The 12,487-nt window shown below is 38.0% G+C and carries 15 protein-coding genes; 11 read left to right on the forward strand and 4 right to left on the reverse strand.

What is annotated here, in order from left to right; all coding sequences use genetic code 11:
- Positions 1–110: 110 nt before the first annotated feature.
- The 4 genes from QNI15_RS10235 to QNI15_RS10250 all read left to right on the forward strand — a co-directional run bounded on the left by QNI15_RS10235 (position 111) and on the right by QNI15_RS10250 (position 3,254).
- The gene (locus QNI15_RS10235; protein ID WP_314031655.1) at positions 111–710 is read left to right on the forward strand and encodes a hypothetical protein; all 600 of its coding nucleotides are present in this window, start codon (positions 111–113) and stop codon (positions 708–710) included.
- Between the two features lie 77 nt (positions 711–787).
- On the forward strand, positions 788–1,060 hold the full coding sequence (locus QNI15_RS10240; protein ID WP_313997871.1) for a hypothetical protein: 273 nt from the start codon (positions 788–790) through the stop codon (positions 1,058–1,060).
- A 54-nt stretch (positions 1,061–1,114) separates the two neighbouring features.
- Positions 1,115–1,528 carry a hypothetical protein gene (locus QNI15_RS10245; RefSeq protein WP_314031656.1) on the forward strand — a complete coding sequence of 138 codons (414 nt, stop codon included), beginning with the start codon at positions 1,115–1,117 and terminating at the stop codon, positions 1,526–1,528.
- Between the two features lie 64 nt (positions 1,529–1,592).
- Positions 1,593–3,254 (forward strand): leucine-rich repeat domain-containing protein, encoded by a 1,662-nt coding sequence (locus tag QNI15_RS10250; RefSeq protein WP_313997875.1) that lies wholly within the window; start codon positions 1,593–1,595, stop codon positions 3,252–3,254.
- Between the two features lie 331 nt (positions 3,255–3,585).
- Here QNI15_RS10250 and QNI15_RS10255 read toward each other — a convergent pair whose 3' ends face one another.
- Positions 3,586–4,323, reverse strand: a complete 738-nt coding sequence (locus QNI15_RS10255; protein ID WP_313997877.1) for an SDR family oxidoreductase — start codon at positions 4,321–4,323, stop codon at positions 3,586–3,588.
- Positions 4,324–4,493: 170 nt separating this feature from the next.
- Between QNI15_RS10255 and QNI15_RS10260 the strand changes: the two genes are divergently transcribed.
- From QNI15_RS10260 to QNI15_RS10275, 4 genes are all read left to right on the forward strand, one after another.
- Positions 4,494–4,721: a hypothetical protein gene (locus tag QNI15_RS10260; RefSeq protein WP_314031657.1), complete on the forward strand. Its 228-nt coding sequence runs from the start codon at positions 4,494–4,496 to the stop codon at positions 4,719–4,721.
- 213 nt (positions 4,722–4,934) lie between these two features.
- Positions 4,935–6,173 carry a putative DNA modification/repair radical SAM protein gene (locus QNI15_RS10265; RefSeq protein WP_314031713.1) on the forward strand — a complete coding sequence of 413 codons (1,239 nt, stop codon included), beginning with the start codon at positions 4,935–4,937 and terminating at the stop codon, positions 6,171–6,173.
- A gap of 17 nt (positions 6,174–6,190) precedes the next feature.
- On the forward strand, positions 6,191–6,955 hold the full coding sequence (locus QNI15_RS10270; protein ID WP_314031658.1) for a TIGR03915 family putative DNA repair protein: 765 nt from the start codon (positions 6,191–6,193) through the stop codon (positions 6,953–6,955).
- Between the two features lie 41 nt (positions 6,956–6,996).
- Positions 6,997–7,125: a hypothetical protein gene (locus QNI15_RS10275; RefSeq protein ID WP_314031659.1), complete on the forward strand. Its 129-nt coding sequence runs from the start codon at positions 6,997–6,999 to the stop codon at positions 7,123–7,125.
- 221 nt (positions 7,126–7,346) lie between these two features.
- Here the strand turns inward: QNI15_RS10275 and QNI15_RS10280 are convergent, their stop codons facing one another.
- From QNI15_RS10280 to folP, 3 genes are all read right to left on the reverse strand, one after another.
- A complete protein-coding gene (locus QNI15_RS10280) occupies positions 7,347–7,547 on the reverse strand; it encodes a hypothetical protein (protein ID WP_313987740.1) in 201 nt (66 codons plus the stop codon).
- Positions 7,548–7,654: 107 nt separating this feature from the next.
- A complete protein-coding gene (gene cdaA / locus QNI15_RS10285; protein WP_314031660.1) occupies positions 7,655–8,500 on the reverse strand; it encodes a diadenylate cyclase CdaA in 846 nt (281 codons plus the stop codon).
- An 82-nt stretch (positions 8,501–8,582) separates the two neighbouring features.
- Entirely contained in the window at positions 8,583–9,440 is an 858-nt protein-coding gene (gene folP / locus QNI15_RS10290) for a dihydropteroate synthase (RefSeq protein ID WP_314031661.1), read from the reverse strand.
- 229 nt (positions 9,441–9,669) lie between these two features.
- Between folP and QNI15_RS10295 the strand changes: the two genes are divergently transcribed.
- The 3 genes from QNI15_RS10295 (at position 9,670) to QNI15_RS10305 (ending at position 12,348) form a co-directional block, all read left to right on the forward strand.
- Positions 9,670–10,209, forward strand: a complete 540-nt coding sequence (locus tag QNI15_RS10295; RefSeq protein ID WP_313997890.1) for a DUF1599 domain-containing protein — start codon at positions 9,670–9,672, stop codon at positions 10,207–10,209.
- Between the two features lie 193 nt (positions 10,210–10,402).
- Positions 10,403–11,548, forward strand: coding sequence for a BT_3928 family protein (locus QNI15_RS10300; protein WP_313997891.1), 1,146 nt, complete (start codon positions 10,403–10,405; stop codon positions 11,546–11,548).
- A 302-nt stretch (positions 11,549–11,850) separates the two neighbouring features.
- Positions 11,851–12,348: a hypothetical protein gene (locus QNI15_RS10305; RefSeq protein WP_314031663.1), complete on the forward strand. Its 498-nt coding sequence runs from the start codon at positions 11,851–11,853 to the stop codon at positions 12,346–12,348.
- Positions 12,349–12,487 lie beyond the last annotated feature (139 nt).

A 12,487-nucleotide genomic window follows, 5' to 3' on the forward strand; every position in this document is an offset into this window, starting at 1 on the left:
TATACATCTAATACTGAGTATAGTATAACAAAAGAAATGGAAATAATACATAACATACATTTTTTGTAAATGTCTTCTTAATTTTACAGAATAGCTACATTCTATTACTTATGCAAAGCGAAGAGGACGAAGATTTTATTGCTATTCATAATCTGATTGGAAAAAAGATAACCAATATTTACATTCTTTTTGGACTGGTAGATGAGTGGTTGGATACTGCGGAATGTTTTCTTGAAATTGAGAAAGAAATTATAATTGAAATTCCTCCTGGCACTACAGGAAACACATGGATAAAAGAGTTAGACCCAAAGGCACAAAGCATATTTAAGGATTTATCGGATATTCCAGTTTATCATTTAAATAAAGAACAAAAATCGACTCCTTCCTATCCGCAGCAAAAACAGAACGTTTTTAATAGAATACGAGAAAAATTTTTTAGGTATAAAGGCCATAAGAAACAATATGAACCCAATAAAGTAGAAGTTCTGGAGAACAAACTGAAATATATTCAGAATAGGACGATTATTGACTATTTATGGTATAAGGGGGGAGATAGTGGCTGTTTCGAATTAGATAACGGCTATCTTATTACTGAAAAAAGTGTAGCTCCTAGTGGAACCGGGCTAGCTGGCTTGCATTACTATGAGAATGTTGAAGCATTACAAAAAGATAAAAAAACAACTCTCTTTCGGTTCTCTGCCAATAGCTAAGATTCTTATAAATTTATTGGAGTCATCCTATTACTACTATTTTTTCAACTTAACAGATTAGAGTATCAATCTTCTATATGCAGTACTTGTTTGTCATTTTCGGAATGCTCTTGTGTAGTGTTGTTTATGCACAACAAGTTCCTGCTATTATTCTTCAGTTTCAAAGAGCAAATGCCCCCCCTGCTATTCCTGAACCACCTATCTATTCAATAGAATATGTGCAACAAAAGACTGGTGATTATGTAGCTCATTGCTATAGGAAGAATAATAAAAAAGTACAATTGAAGACGGTCTATCATATAGAGAAATCATATATTGGTATAGTGACTCAGTGGCTTGAAAGTTCCTAAAAGAACTTTCCTCTATCTGCACTGAATGTCACTGTTGATGAAATAAAACAAAAAATGAAAGATAGCTCCTATCATCTGCATGCGCCTATTCCTGATGATTCTCTGATTAGGACAGATAAATTTATGTTTTGTCAGCCTTATGTGTTTACCAGGAAGATATCGACCGGAGGATTTCATTTTACTCTGAAGTGGCTAACAGAAACGGGAGTTAGATTACACTACCAGTTTGATTCTAATGCAATGGGAATGGCCGCTTTTCCTTTAGCTAACTACTTGTGTGCTTATACTCTTTTGAGAGATAGGTTACCATCAGGATTTCCAGAGTCGACGTTTTTTTCTAAAAATAATCTGATGGATATTCTACCATATTATTATCAAACAATTGAATGCGAGGGGGGCTATTACAAGGAGTTTATACACAAAAATACAGGACAAACTACCAAGGAAAATAATCTGAGAACTGGATGAAATTATGCAGATTATCCTGAACAGCGAAAACACACCCATTAAATGATTAGATAGTCATTTACATATGCAAAGTGAAGAGGAAAATATACATAGGTTAGTAAGGTCTACTCAGATAGAAAGCATCAATTTGGGATTAGAAATAGCAGAGGCATTATGTGTTGATCTACAAAGATTTAAAGAAGATGTCGAAATATTGGACAAATGGCTCTCTCCATGGGCTTATTTTGGTGAATCGTCGGAAAAAACATTACCAGAAAAGATATATGGAATTAATACACTTGAAGAATTATATATAGAAAAGCAACAAGATATTGTTGTTCCATTGCAGATTGCATATTTACAATCCTTAGAGCAATTAACAATAGAAGAATGTGGTTTACTGGTGCTTCCTCCTGCTATTGGAAAACTAAGTTCACTCAAAATACTTAATCTGCCATCCAATAAACTTAGTACTTTACCTAGAGAAATTGGTTGTCTTACTCAATTAGAAGTATTGAATTTAAATGGAAATAAATTTCAATATTTTCCAAATGAACTTCAGAAGCTGGTGCAATTGAAGGAACTAGATCTGTCTAGAAATAAGATAATGCGCTTCCCCTCATGGATCGGTAAGATGTCAAAACTTACTAAGTTGAATGTTGGAGTAAATAGATTGTTATGCTTACCTGTTGAGATTGGGAGTTTACTAAAATTAGAGACTTTAGATGTTGAAGATAATTACATAGGAAGTATACCTGAGGAGATAAGACATCTGACTTACCTTACTTCCTTGAATATAGCAGAAAATGATCTGAATTCTCTTCCTGCTACGATGAGCAATCTCCATGCTTTACAGATTCTGTGGTTGGGGATAAATCAATTTGTTTCTTTTCCATCTGTGATCACAGAATTAACTCAATTAAAAAAATTAGGTCTCCCAAATAATGCAATTAAGGATATTCCTGAGGAGATTAGGAATTTAAAGGATTTGCAGATTTTGGATTTATCTGAAAATCAGCTTACATATCTGGACGATTGGATTAAAGAGTTGTTATCTTTGGAAGCTTTGAGACTAAAAAAGAATCAATTGCAATATATTTCTCCTGCTATTGGCATACTGAAAAATATTCAGGAACTGGATTTGTCAGAAAATCAGTTACCTAATTTGCCTGATACGATACGTACATTCCCCAAGCTTTCTCGTTTACCATTGTATGGAAACCCAATATCAGACGAAACTTTTGCAGAGATCGAGTCATGGTTTGCAGAAGGTACTGTAAGAACAAAACCAATCCTATACCATGTGCCACGACCAGCTCCAGATGTATACAAACTCAATGATTTGTTCCATTCCGGTAAACTAGAAGAAGTGCGACTAGGTATATCTATTGCGCAGACTCATAACCTTGAATTACAATTCTTTCTGGATGATATCGTTTTACTTTTTGAATGGATGTTTCCTGAAGAACGTATTTTCAGAGTTTATTTTTATGAACAACTGGAACGTGTTTTTGCAATAGATGAACTGGATCTTACCAATTGTGGTCTGACTTTTATCCCAAAACAAATAGAGTATCTCACACACATAAAGAAACTACATTTAGCTAACAATCATATTTATGTTTTACCAACAGAGATAAAAACATTAACCCAACTGGAGTTTATTGATCTGTCGCAGAATCCTGTCACAGATATTGTTCTCATTGAATTACAATCCTGGCTTCCTTATTGCAAAATTATACATTGATGTATTTCAGCATTATGCATTCTAGATGAGAGCACGGTTTATATCCTTATCTTGTCCTAGAACTTTGATTTTAGAAAAAAGCTCTCTCTTTTACCCTCACTGTGCTCCTAAAAGGATCTTCCCACCACACCAAGTCGTGACAGGCATGGTGGGAAATTTCTTTCAGAAGGACAAAAAATAAATACATGTTTTTAGTCGTCAGCACTCTCAAGGATTGTATTATCGAGACGAACTATATAGATATTTTACCAAGAATGAGATTTGCACATAGTATTCTATTATCTGCTTGACTCATGAGAATACTCTGTCAGGAAGCTGTTGAGTAATGTATTTAAGGATTCATTGTTTTAAATCGGCCATCAATTTCAGATCGGGACGCATTTCGTATTTGTTCTGATGTGCCGAAGCCAATTTCTTGTTCGTCAGTGGCTAGTCGCTGAAAGATCGAGTCTGCAAATTCATCAAGATTTACACCAAAGGTATGTAAGCCTATACCTCCCAAATCTGTGTTTACGGCAGGTGGTACTACTTCGATCACATTGATTGCGGTGTCTTTGGCCAGTTGATAACGTAGTGATTGAGTAAATGAATGCAAGGCTGCTTTTGTCGCACAGTAGATCGGTACATTCGCCAGTGCAGCAAATGCCAGCCCGGAAGTGACATTGATAATCACAGCATTGGCTTTGGTTCGTAAGTGAGGTATAAATAAAGTCGATAAATGAATAGGCGCATCCAAATTAATAGCCAGTTCGTTATGAGTAGTTGACCAGTCTTCCTGTAAGTTCGTTAGTGAAAGGCGGCGTTGTATACCCGCATTGTTTACCAACACGTTTACTTCCGGATGCTCTTGTTTTACCCATTCCAGTAGGGCCAGGCGATCACTTTCACTGGCTACATCTGTAACTTTGGTTATCAGTTGTGGATAGTGTTGCTGTACTTCCTGTAACTTGTCTTCCCGACGACCACAAATAATAACCTGACTACCCGCTTTTAAAAATCGTTCCGCAAACGCAAAGCCAATGCCTGAGGCTCCTCCTGTGATCAATACGGTATTTTGAGATAATTTCATATAAATGAAGAGTAAAGTAAAAGATGAATCTTAAAAATAAAGGAAACTTTTATACCTGATCAGAAAAACTCCTATCTGTGTCATGTTATAATCCTTTGATGTATTCTCTTGTGCTGGCATAGATTTAGTACCTTCTTTATTGAAAAATGTCTCACCTAACTATTAGTTATATGCAAAATCAGAGAGATAAAGGTGATTATGGTATTACACCAACAGACGAAGAAAAAGAACGCCTGAGTGGTAAAGACCAGAGTGGTCCTACTGCCTTAAATAACGATAAAAAACAAAATGGTACAGATGAGGAGGAAGGTACTGAAAGAGATTCTGACAATAGGGAAGAGCGGAATAAAGACGCTTCTAAAAAAGTACAGACCCCTTATCAGGAAGGCGGACGCTAATAATAAGCATGTTTATTTACTTCACTGCCCTTATCAGAAATGATAAGGGCTTTTTTATGGTTGTATATATACCTATAAGGGATGAGATGCTATAAATAAAAACATAGGAAATACTTGCATCTTCTGTCTCAGCTTTTGTGATATTTTATTATCTTTCAGTAAACTATGAACAAGCTTTTGGTGTTAATACAAAAGCATAAATTCCCTATAGGAATGTCTGAAAAAATACTGAAGAAACTACAGATACTGGCAGATTCTGCCAAGTATGATGTCTCCTGTTCGTCGAGCGGCAGCAAGCGTAAGAATACCCAGAGATGGCTTGGCAATACCAATGGAATGGGCATATGCCATTCTTTTACAGAAGATGGACGTTGTGTCTCCCTATTAAAAATACTACTCACCAACCATTGTATCTATGATTGTGCCTACTGTGTTTCACGACGCAGCAATGATGTACAGCGAGTTGCTTTTACGGTCGAAGAAGTTGTTTCCCTGACAATGCACTTCTATCGTCGTAATTATATTGAGGGCCTTTTTCTGAGTTCCGGTATTTTTAAGAATTCGGATTATACCATGGAACGGTTGGTACGAATTGCCAAAACACTACGTACCGAACACAAATTCAATGGTTATATTCATCTAAAAACCATTCCGGGTGCCAGCGACGAACTGGTACGTGAAGCTGGTTTGTATGCAGATCGCCTTAGTGTAAATGTTGAGTTACCTACCGAACAGAGTTTGGTCAAGCTGGCACCTGAGAAAAATACGGCTGATATCGTAAAACCTATGTCGTTTATCCGGCATACCATAGAAGAAAATCGTCAGGAGATACAACTCTACAAACATGCGCCAGCATTTGTCCCAGCCGGGCAAAGTACCCAGATGATTATAGGGGCTAGTCCGGAATCAGATTGGCAGATTATGCAACAGGCAGATTCGCTCTATAAGAACTTTCATCTCAAACGGGTATATTATTCAGCGTATGTACCCGTACAGCAGGATCAGCGATTACCTGACTTGCATTCCCTACCACCCGTGCAGCGGGAAAATCGTCTGTATCAGACAGATTGGCTATTGCGATTTTATGGATTCTCTGTCAATGAGATTTTCAACCCATCTGCTCCTAATCTGGAAACAGACGTTGATCCAAAACTCGCATGGGCTTTGCGTAACCTGCATCTGTTTCCAGTTGATATTAACCGGGCTGACTATGAGATGATTCTGCGTATTCCAGGACTTGGCGTTAAATCAGCTAAGAAGATTGTGGCAGGTCGGAAGTTTCATCACCTGACTTTAGATCATTTGCGTCAGTTTGGTGTTGCCTTAAACCGTGCCCGCTATTTTCTGATTTGTATCGGCTGGAATGGATATCGACGCGATTGGAATGCTGCTGAAATCAAACGGCAGATCATAGCAGGCAACGCACAATCTACTCAGTTATCCTTATTTTAACTGGCTGCAAGCATTATATGGTACATTTTGTTTATGATGGTTCGTTCGAGGGACTGCTTACTGCTGTATTTGACGTTTATGAAGGCAAAGCAGAGAGAGCACAACTATTTTCCATAAAAACCTATCAGCCTGATGTTTTTGCCGAACGAAGAGACGTACTTACTGACTCAGTAAAAGCCAATCGTGTTTGGAAAGGTCTTTTCCGAAAATTATCTCCACAGGGTTTGCTGAATGTATATTCTGTGTATTTATCTGAAAGGACTGATCGTGAAACTCTTTTACTAGCCTTCTTTCGTCGCGTATTTGCGGAAAGTGTTTCGATTGAAGACGACTTTAGTTCTCCACTCATTGTGCAGATCTCTCAGATTAGCCGACAGATACACCGGGAAAAGCATCGCTTTGAAGCATTTGTTCGTTTCATTCATCTTAAAGGAAATATTTATTTTGCCTCTATCGAACCGGATTTTAATATACTACCTTTAATCGGACCTCATTTTGCGGAACGTTATGCTGATCAGCGATGGATCATTTATGATACGCGGAGACAGTATGGCTTATATTATGATCTACAGCAGGTACAAGAGGTGTATTTTGAGGCTGTTCCTGATAGTTCGGTATTGGATCTGCCTTCGGATCAGGTAGAAGAAGACGAGGCTTTAATGCAGCAACTCTGGCAAGTGTATTTTCAAAGCGTTAATATAGGAGAACGTAAAAATATGAAACTACATCGCAAGCACTTACCTATACGCTATTGGAAGTATTTAACTGAAAAGAAGATTTAAGTATAGGTATACGATTAGCTTGTTTTGCCAGATTTCTGTATATGAGATATGTAAAAGTAACTTTTGTTTCTACCTATGATAAGGTGGCAGGCTTTATTCTGTTATACTTTGCCTTATTGTATGGTTTATGGCTTATATCTGCTAAAATACTCTCACTTCCAGGATTTTAAGAATATGGCTTGACATTGCTAGCAATTACTCATATTCCTCTTACCTACTTATTGGCTTATGCAGTCAACAAAAGCGATAACAGAAATATAAAACTACTAACCCTTATCCCACGAATTATGCTTTCTGTTATCTCCTTCGGCCTTGTATGGTTTTTCCTATTCGCTCTTTTAGCTGGCTTATTGATGGCAGATGCTGCTAAGTAAATAAGCACAGATTTTTGTTAGTTAAGCCGTGGATTCGGTTCTGCCCAATGATGATAGTCTGGATAGGTATTATTGAGTTCTCTGACTGAATTGTCTGCTTCATCTTTGGTACAGGTATACGAACCTACAGCAGATATATCACTTGTTTTAGATTTCCAGACAATACGATAGAGATTAGGATTCTCTACATTGAAGTCGATGATAGCTTCTCGTTTCATAGGATCAATTGTTTAGGACTACTAAATAGACCTAAAACTCTGTGCCTGAAGTAGATTATAGAGTTAATCCTCGAAAAGTAAAGAAAATATATAAAGGCTATACCGAATCAGGCTGCTCCTTGTCCAATTCCCTCAACACGTGCTTCTACAGCTTCTTCACTATTGTGGAATAAACGTGAATTTAGCTGAGTACGTAGTTCCTGTATAGAGAGGTTATGCATCAGATTGCCACTTTTTACCATTGAGATCTGCCCGGTTTCTTCTGAAACAACTACTACCAGTGCATCCGTCGTTTCGGTAAGTCCAATAGCAGCCCGATGGCGCAGGCCAAATCGAGCTGGAATATCCTGCCGTTCGGATACAGGCAGAATACAGCGGGCCGCACAAATACGGTTATTGGCAATTAATACAGCTCCATCATGTAGAGGACTCACTTTGCTGAAAATAGAGACCAGCAATCGTTTGGAGATAGCCGCATCCAGTAAGTCGCCTGAATCTGCATATAGTTTCAGATCTGCGCGTTGCTCGAATACAAGTAATGCCCCTGTCTGTGAAGAAGAAAGTGTTTTTACGGCATCCACAATAGGTACAATGTCCATTCTTCTGTGGATAGTCAGATTCTGACGCAGGCGATTCAGTATAATGTTCTCGTTATTAAATACAGTAGTTTGACCTATCAACAACAGAAATTTCCGTATCTCCTGCTGAAACAAAATTAATACGGCGATGACACCTACACCCATAAACTGTCCCAGAATCTCTGTCAGAAGCTTCATTTCCATGGCTTTCACCAGCAGATAAAAGAAGTACACAGACAGAAATCCCAGAAAGATAGTAATAGCTACACTTCCTTTCAGTAATCGATATAGTTGGTACAACAGGAAGGCTACCAGTGCGATGTCCAATGCATCCACCCAGGTAATTTCCAAGAATCCTATTGCAAATCCAAGCATATCCTTTTGTTACTGATTTAGTGTAAATCAGATTTTTGTGCATTTGCAAAAAGTAAGCCTGATTAGGAATACCAGCTTAGCTTTAGCTACTCGCCATTAAGTTATACAATTTTACGGAATCTACCGCTTCCTTTACATCATGTACCCGCAATAATTGTGCTCCTTTGCTCAATGCGAGTGTATTTAGTACGGTAGTACCATTTAAAGATTCTTCTGGTGTTATATTTAATCTTTTATAAATCATTGATTTTCTGGATATCCCCACCAGCATAGGCAACTCCAGTATGTGAAAATGTTCCAGATTTTTTAACAAAAAATAATTTTGTTCAATGGTCTTGGCAAATCCAAAACCAACGTCCAGTATCACATCCTTTATACCAGATTTGCGTATCATGTGCAATCGGGTGATAAAAAATGTCAGCATTTCGCTAAGCATATCTGTATATTGTGTCAGCTGCGTCATGGTTTGCGGTGTGCCTTTACTATGCATAAGGATATAAGGAACATCCAATCGGGACACTGTTTCAAACATGCGTTCGTCAGCTCCTCCTGAAACATCATTAACCATGACAGCTCCGGCTCGTACGGCGGTCTCAGCTACACTTGCCCGAAATGTATCTACCGATACGATAGCTTCGGGAAAATGTTTCACAATGGCCTCAATTACAGGTGCTACCCGATCTGCTTCTTCCTGTTCCTCAACCTCTGCCGCACCTGGTCGGGTTGAATACCCGCCAATATCCAGAATGGATGCCCCGTCGGATAACATCCGTTCAGCCCGATGCAAGGCTGCATCTGTAGACGACATCCTGCTATTGGCATAAAATGAATCCGGAGTACTATTGATAATTCCCATTACTACGGGCTGTTCCAGTGTCCAGAGCCTTCCGCGTAGGTTAAAAGTTTTCTTTGTGCGAAATAAAAGGTTTTTTGCTTCCAAAAGATATTATTTTTGTGCCAGTAGTACTCTGGATGTCGTTATACAATAAGGTAACTTTCCTGGTTTCAAATTAGTTTTTGAAACAGCGGTTTATTGTTAATAAACTTTAGAGAAATAAAATAAACACTTGTCCATCAAATTTTTATAAATAAATATTTTTTCAGGACGATGGATAATCCTGTTTACCTGGAAAAAATAGATACTGATCATTTCGCTTATTATTCGATTCATGTCTGACAAAACCATTAATGAATACCAGCAGGTAATGCAACGCTGCAAGGATGTCTTTGCCAAGAAAACCCGTGATTATGGCACTGCCTGGCGTATACTCCGTCTTCCTTCTATTACCGACCAGATTTTTATTAAGGCACAACGCATTCGTTCTATTCAGGAAAAAGGCACCCAGAAAGTGGCTGATGATATAACCGGAGAGTTTGTTGGCATTATCAACTATTGCCTTATGGCACTTATTCAGATGGAATTACCTGCAGATGCACCTATGGAAATTCCGTATGAAGAACTGGAAAAATACTACGATCAGGAGGTAACAAAGACACTGGACCTGCAAATTAACAAAAACCATGATTATGGAGAGGCATGGCGCGATATGCGGGTAAGCAGCATGACAGATATTATTCTGATGAAGCTATACAGAACCAAGCAAATTGAAGATAATCAGGGTGTAACACTTATCTCAGAAGGAGTAGATGCCAACTATAGGGATATGATTAACTATTCTGTTTTCTGTCTGATTAAACTTTGGTTGTAAGCATAAAGCTTTCTACTAATATTCCTTGTTCATCCAACGATTGGTCGTTCGCCCCATGTTGGTGTTATCACCAACATGAATATGGGAAACAACTTGTTGGTGATAACACCAACAACGGGTAGAAATCATGATTTTGAGAGTAAAACTATCTGTGTCTGTTATTTACCTGTTGTACTATTGACAAATTATATACATGAAACTTATTAATAACCTTATCCGCATTTTTGTTGGCGTACTGTTTATTTTCTCAGGACTGATCAAACTCAATGATCCTGTTGGAACCAAAATTAAGCTGGAAGAGTATTTTGAAGTCTTTGCTGAGGATCTTTCATGGGCAGCAGGCCTTTTTCATTTTCTTATTCCGATGGCATTAGTATTGGCTGTGGTTCTGTGTGTGCTGGAGGTTGTGTTAGGCATAGCACTATTACTTCGGTATCGTCTCAAAAGTACAGTATGGGTGCTGTTAGGTATTATCGTATTCTTTACTTTTCTGACATTCTACTCTGCCTATTTTAACAAGGTAACCGATTGTGGTTGTTTTGGCGATGCTATCAAACTATCACCCTGGCAATCATTTGGAAAGGATATTTTGTTGCTGGTATTGATTCTGGTGCTGTTCTTCCAGCGTAATAAACTTGAGAGTGATGCCTCCCGGCAGACCCGTATGTATGTAGTCATCGCTACTATATTCTGTACACTTATTGGTATCTATGCCATCTTCTATCTGCCTCCTATCGATTTTCTACCGTATAAAGTTGGAGATAATATTGAAGAAAATATGAAGTTACCTCCGGGTGCACAAAGTGATGTATTTGAAATCACCTATACACTGAAAAACAGTAAATCCGGAGAGAGCAAAGAGATGACAGATAAAGAGTATATCTCTACAGAAATATGGAAAGATACAACCTGGCAGATTGCCAAAACATCCGAACCTCGTTTGGTTGTAAAAGGAGTCCGTCCTAAAATCACGGATTTTTCTGTCACTACTCCTGAAGGTGAAGATATTACTGCTCAGATATTCAAAGGAAATAAACTGGTAATTGTAATTCGCGATATCCGAAGTGCAAGTGAAAGCGAACTCAAAAAGATTAGTACTCTGATTCAGGGAGTCAAAGGCAAACCTGTAGAGCCAATGATATTAACTGCAACTGATGGGACTGTGATGGAGGAATATCGCCACGAGTACCAACTGGCGGCTCCTTTCTTTTTTACAGACAATACTGTACTCAAAACTATGGTTCGTACAGATCCCGGAATCTTACTATTAAAAAATGGAACTGTAACAGGGAAGTGGGGTGATTCATCTATTCCAGATGTTGAAAAATTAAAATATTGATTACTAGTGGATTATATTTCTTTATTTTGATTTTATGTAAAACCGGAGGAAATGTTACATACATTTTTCTTCGGTTTTTATATGTCTTATCATTGGACTTTGCCTTCCTTCTTTTTCTATTTTGGTGAAAAGCCCTCCTTTTCTCATATACCTTGTCTCTGTTTTCAGGTAGTTTATCTCCATTTTTGAGAAACAAGTCTATACTCATTTTGCTATATAGTTCTTTTAACTATTTATACAGCCAGTAAGCAATAGTTGCGAAGAGCAGATGGCAACTAATAACTCCTTAAAACTATATACTAATGAAATTCTCTCTGAAAAAACAACATGTATTAGTAGTAGCTCTGATGTTACTTACTACAATCAGCTTTGCACAAAGTTCAACCAATTCAGACAAAAAAGAACCTAAAAAAGGGCAAGGACCTGCCCGTGGTGGTGAAAAAGAAGACAGAGAAAGTGCCTGGATGAAACAAAACCTGAAGCTTACGGATGATCAATATGCGAAAGTAAGCCAGTTAAACAAGGAGTACGAAACCAAAATGCGTCCTGAAGGAGAGGGAAAGAAATCAGGAGAGAAGCTTGGTGAAAAACAAGGCGGAAAGCCTTCTGCTGAAGATCAGAAAAAAATGGAAAAATTCCAGGCTGAAAAAGAAACCAAACTAAAAGGTATCTTAACTGAGCAACAGTGGAATGACTATCAGGCTAAGAAGAAAGATATGCACAAAGGTCATGCTGGTCAGAAGCCAGAAGGACAAGGACAAAGACCAGAAGGTAAAAAGAAACCTGCCGAAAACCAATAATTGTACACCGCCGTCTGCTTTTACATTTTGCCTGAAATCAGAAAGCCTCCTTTACTCTGTAGTGAAGGAGGCTTTCTGGCTTTTGTGTGAAATAGCTATGGTAAAATCCATACAGCTATTGTACCTTTACTAATCAATC

The sequence above is a fragment of the Xanthocytophaga flava genome (genome assembly GCF_030068545.1).
In the GTDB taxonomy this organism is placed as follows: domain Bacteria; phylum Bacteroidota; class Bacteroidia; order Cytophagales; family 172606-1; genus Xanthocytophaga; species Xanthocytophaga flava.

Coding starts and splice junctions, on each gene's coding strand:
- QNI15_RS10235 (WP_314031655.1), top strand. CDS start 111: ATGCAAAGCGAAGAGGACGAAGATTTTATTGCTATTCATAATCTGATT.
- QNI15_RS10240 (WP_313997871.1), top strand. CDS start 788: ATGCAGTACTTGTTTGTCATTTTCGGAATGCTCTTGTGTAGTGTTGTT.
- QNI15_RS10245 (WP_314031656.1), top strand. CDS start 1,115: ATGAAAGATAGCTCCTATCATCTGCATGCGCCTATTCCTGATGATTCT.
- QNI15_RS10250 (WP_313997875.1), top strand. CDS start 1,593: ATGCAAAGTGAAGAGGAAAATATACATAGGTTAGTAAGGTCTACTCAG.
- QNI15_RS10255 (WP_313997877.1), bottom strand. CDS start 4,323: ATGAAATTATCTCAAAATACCGTATTGATCACAGGAGGAGCCTCAGGC.
- QNI15_RS10260 (WP_314031657.1), top strand. CDS start 4,494: ATGCAAAATCAGAGAGATAAAGGTGATTATGGTATTACACCAACAGAC.
- QNI15_RS10265 (WP_314031713.1), top strand. CDS start 4,935: ATGTCTGAAAAAATACTGAAGAAACTACAGATACTGGCAGATTCTGCC.
- QNI15_RS10270 (WP_314031658.1), top strand. CDS start 6,191: ATGGTACATTTTGTTTATGATGGTTCGTTCGAGGGACTGCTTACTGCT.
- QNI15_RS10275 (WP_314031659.1), top strand. CDS start 6,997: ATGAGATATGTAAAAGTAACTTTTGTTTCTACCTATGATAAGGTGGCA.
- QNI15_RS10280 (WP_313987740.1), bottom strand. CDS start 7,547: ATGAAACGAGAAGCTATCATCGACTTCAATGTAGAGAATCCTAATCTC.
- cdaA (WP_314031660.1), bottom strand. CDS start 8,500: ATGCTTGGATTTGCAATAGGATTCTTGGAAATTACCTGGGTGGATGCA.
- QNI15_RS10295 (WP_313997890.1), top strand. CDS start 9,670: ATGTCTGACAAAACCATTAATGAATACCAGCAGGTAATGCAACGCTGC.
- QNI15_RS10300 (WP_313997891.1), top strand. CDS start 10,403: ATGAAACTTATTAATAACCTTATCCGCATTTTTGTTGGCGTACTGTTT.
- QNI15_RS10305 (WP_314031663.1), top strand. CDS start 11,851: ATGAAATTCTCTCTGAAAAAACAACATGTATTAGTAGTAGCTCTGATG.